Genomic DNA, 2,634 nt, shown 5'->3' with positions numbered 1-2,634 from the left:
GTGCGGAGATGTACCTGTGGATGGGCCTATGATACGGAGGAAGAACGGCAGGAGCGGCGGAGACGCAAGGAGAGGAGACGATGACATCAGAACGTGGGTTTGTGACGGAAATCCTGCTCGCCGTGCTGGTCGTGGTGACGGTCGTGCTCGCGCTCATTCAGGGAAGGGGTCCCACTGAGCAGGCCATGGACGACCCTATTAGCCTCACGCTCGCCGCTGGGCCCAGTAAGACCTTTGACACCTGGCTCGCGGAGACGGTTCTGAGCGTGACCTACCACATCCCGACGCGCACGGTGCGGATCGAGGTGGAGGCGGCGCGGTGGAACGCGGCGCCGACCGAGGCGATGCGGACACGCGCCATCCGCCAGGCGGTCTGCTTCGCGGCGTGGGATGAGGAGACGACGAGCTGGCAGTGGGACGCGACGGAGACGACGTACCATGTCTTCCAGATCGGGGAGACCCTAGCAACAGGACAGATACGCGGGTGTCTGATACGAGAGGCCAAGAGCCCCTGGCCACGAGGAGAGAAGCAGCCGCCCATTCCGTCGTCGGTGCCGCAGTCGAGGAGGTTTTTCTGATGTCATTCGAGACCGCCATTGATCGCGTCCTAGCCCATGAGGGCGGCTATGTCAATGATCCCGCTGATCCTGGCGGCGAGACCAACTTTGGCATCTCGAAGCGGACCTATCCCGATCTGGACATTAAGACACTGACCCGGGAACAGGCCATCGAGATTTACCGGCGGGACTGGTGGGAGAGGTACGGGTATGAGCGGTTGCCGGACGCCATCGGGGAACACCTGTTCAGCTTTGCCGTGAACATGGGTTCTCATATGGCGCATCGACTCCTACAAATATCGGTGAGAGATGTTGGGCTTGACATCGAGGTCGATGGAGTCTTAGGGCCGTACACCGTTCAGCAAGCCAACGCCTACCGGCACCCTGACGTGCTCCTGCTGCTGCTGAAATGCGGAGCGGTGAACTACTACCGCTCGCTTCAGAAACCACGATTCCTCGCCGGGTGGGTACGGAGGGCGATGGCATGAAACCTTGGGTGGTGCTTGCGATTGCACTCTCGCTCTCCGGCTGCTTCCACGCTCCGATATGGCCGAAGCTGGTGGAAATCCGGTATCAGGCCGCTGATGGCAAAATGATGTCCCTTCTCTGTGTCCACGAGACGCGGGCGGATACGCCCCCTGTGACGTATGAGTGTGATACGAAGGAAATTCGAGGGGTAGGACTGAGGAAGTAACGGGCGACGTTGCCCGTCTAGCAGGCGCGGAGACGCGCCAAGGAGGACGTGATGGTGAGATGGATGAGGGAACATCGGATGGTGCTGGCGGTCGCGCTGGTGATGGCCTTTGCGGTGGCGTGTGCGCCGACCTTCGAGGGCAAACTCCGGCAGGGGGCCAGCCTCCAGAAGACGATCTTTGACGGCTCGCAAGAGGCCGCGCTTGGCATGTACGAGGCAACCGTGAGGCTCTGGATTGCTCAGGTGAAGGCCGGGACACTGAGCGCCGTTGACTATCGGGCGAAGCGCGCGACGCTGGACCGGAAGATGGACGATCTAGCGGTCATCGTGGAGAAAGGGAAGTTGTCACAGCGGGCGCTCCTGGATGGGCAGAGTCTGCTCGAAAAGGGCGTAGGGACACAGGCGAGCCTCGTTAGTTTGCAGGCCGACTTTGCCAGTTTCATTTCCTCGGTCCTGGGCGCGGTGGACGCGATCAGGGCTGAGACACAGAGAGGATAACCAACCATGGGACTCGCAGCGATTATCGGGTTGATCGTGGAACTCGGCGGGCCACTAGCCGAGAAGTTGATCCCGGTGATTATCGACGGGATCAAGGGCGTGAAGAATCCAGACCTCGACCGACCGCTTCGGGACTTCCTGAGTGACGTGGACTTTCAAGGCCGGTTGACGGAGATCCGGCGCAAGCTCCAGGCGATGGAAGTGGGAGTTGCTGGGCTCGATCCTGGCGTGAAGGAGGGGTAAAATGCCACCAATCAAGTGGTTCCAGATGCTGGTAGGTTCTGCCGTGGCGGCCATTACCAACTACATGGCCCTAGCAGTAGCTGGTTCCACCGGGAAATTGCCGCTGCTCTCGGCGGCGCTTGGCGGGCTCACCTACATTACCGCCTATCTTCAGAACCCGGAGAAACCCCCAGCGGTGCCAGAGAAGTTTACTGCTGGGGGCTGGCCGGCTGGAGAAGAACCGACTAAGAAGGTACTCGTGTTGCCAGAGATACCGAAACCGAAAGAGGGGTGATGAGCATGGGAATAAAGTTGCTCTGGACCGGGTTGACGTGGATGTACGCCGTTCCTCTCGTATGGCATGAGCCGCACGCTTTGAAGGTGGGTGCCATACTGATGGTGATCGGCTGCGTGCGGATGTGGCTGGATAAGTAAGGTACACGCATGTTCAGCGCGATTGTTGCCGTCCTGGGGGCGCTCGTGGGCCTGTGGAAGAAGTATTTCTCCACCGAGGCGCTCTACTGGCGGCAGAAGCTCGATATAGAAAAGCAGAAGGGGAAGCAAGATGTTGAAGCTGAGCGGCTGGATGCGACCTACCGGCGGATCGAAGGAGAAGCCACGAAAGGTAGTGCTGACGAACTGGCGAAGGGCCTTACGGAGAAG

The 2,634-nt window shown here is 60.1% G+C and carries 6 protein-coding genes; all 6 read left to right on the top strand.

Translation table 11 applies throughout. From position 1 onward, the window contains the following. The first annotated feature begins 80 nt into the window (after nucleotides 1-80). A complete protein-coding gene (locus Q7T26_10650; protein ID MDO8532601.1) occupies nucleotides 81-578 on the top strand; it encodes a hypothetical protein in 498 nt (165 codons plus the stop codon). Then, nucleotides 578-1,045, top strand: coding sequence for a glycosyl hydrolase 108 family protein (locus tag Q7T26_10645; GenBank protein ID MDO8532600.1), 468 nt, complete (start codon nucleotides 578-580; stop codon nucleotides 1,043-1,045). The genes Q7T26_10650 and Q7T26_10645 overlap by 1 nt, the downstream gene beginning before the upstream one ends. A 257-nt stretch (nucleotides 1,046-1,302) precedes the next feature. Then, entirely contained in the window at nucleotides 1,303-1,749 is a 447-nt protein-coding gene (locus tag Q7T26_10640; GenBank protein MDO8532599.1) for a hypothetical protein, read from the top strand. A 6-nt stretch (nucleotides 1,750-1,755) separates the two neighbouring features. Then, nucleotides 1,756-1,992, top strand: coding sequence for a hypothetical protein (locus tag Q7T26_10635; protein ID MDO8532598.1), 237 nt, complete (start codon nucleotides 1,756-1,758; stop codon nucleotides 1,990-1,992). A 1-nt stretch (nucleotide 1,993) separates the two neighbouring features. Continuing rightward, the gene (locus tag Q7T26_10630; GenBank protein ID MDO8532597.1) at nucleotides 1,994-2,266 is read left to right on the top strand and encodes a hypothetical protein; all 273 of its coding nucleotides are present in this window, start codon (nucleotides 1,994-1,996) and stop codon (nucleotides 2,264-2,266) included. A gap of 149 nt (nucleotides 2,267-2,415) precedes the next feature. Continuing rightward, on the top strand, nucleotides 2,416-2,634 hold a 219-nt coding region (locus tag Q7T26_10625; protein MDO8532596.1), incomplete at its 3' end, for a hypothetical protein.

The sequence above is a fragment of the Dehalococcoidia bacterium genome (assembly GCA_030648205.1).
GTDB lineage: Bacteria > Chloroflexota > Dehalococcoidia > JAUSIH01 > JAUSIH01 > JAUSIH01.
This window is presented reverse-complemented; position numbering and strand designations above follow the sequence as displayed.

Bases quoted from the DNA above. Each gene is read 5' to 3' on its own strand.
- Q7T26_10650 (MDO8532601.1), top strand. From the start codon at position 81: ATGACATCAGAACGTGGGTTTGTGACGGAAATCCTGCTCGCCGTGCTG.
- Q7T26_10640 (MDO8532599.1), top strand. From the start codon at position 1,303: ATGGTGAGATGGATGAGGGAACATCGGATGGTGCTGGCGGTCGCGCTG.
- Q7T26_10635 (MDO8532598.1), top strand. From the start codon at position 1,756: ATGGGACTCGCAGCGATTATCGGGTTGATCGTGGAACTCGGCGGGCCA.
- Q7T26_10645 (MDO8532600.1), top strand. From the start codon at position 578: ATGTCATTCGAGACCGCCATTGATCGCGTCCTAGCCCATGAGGGCGGC.
- Q7T26_10630 (MDO8532597.1), top strand. From the start codon at position 1,994: ATGCCACCAATCAAGTGGTTCCAGATGCTGGTAGGTTCTGCCGTGGCG.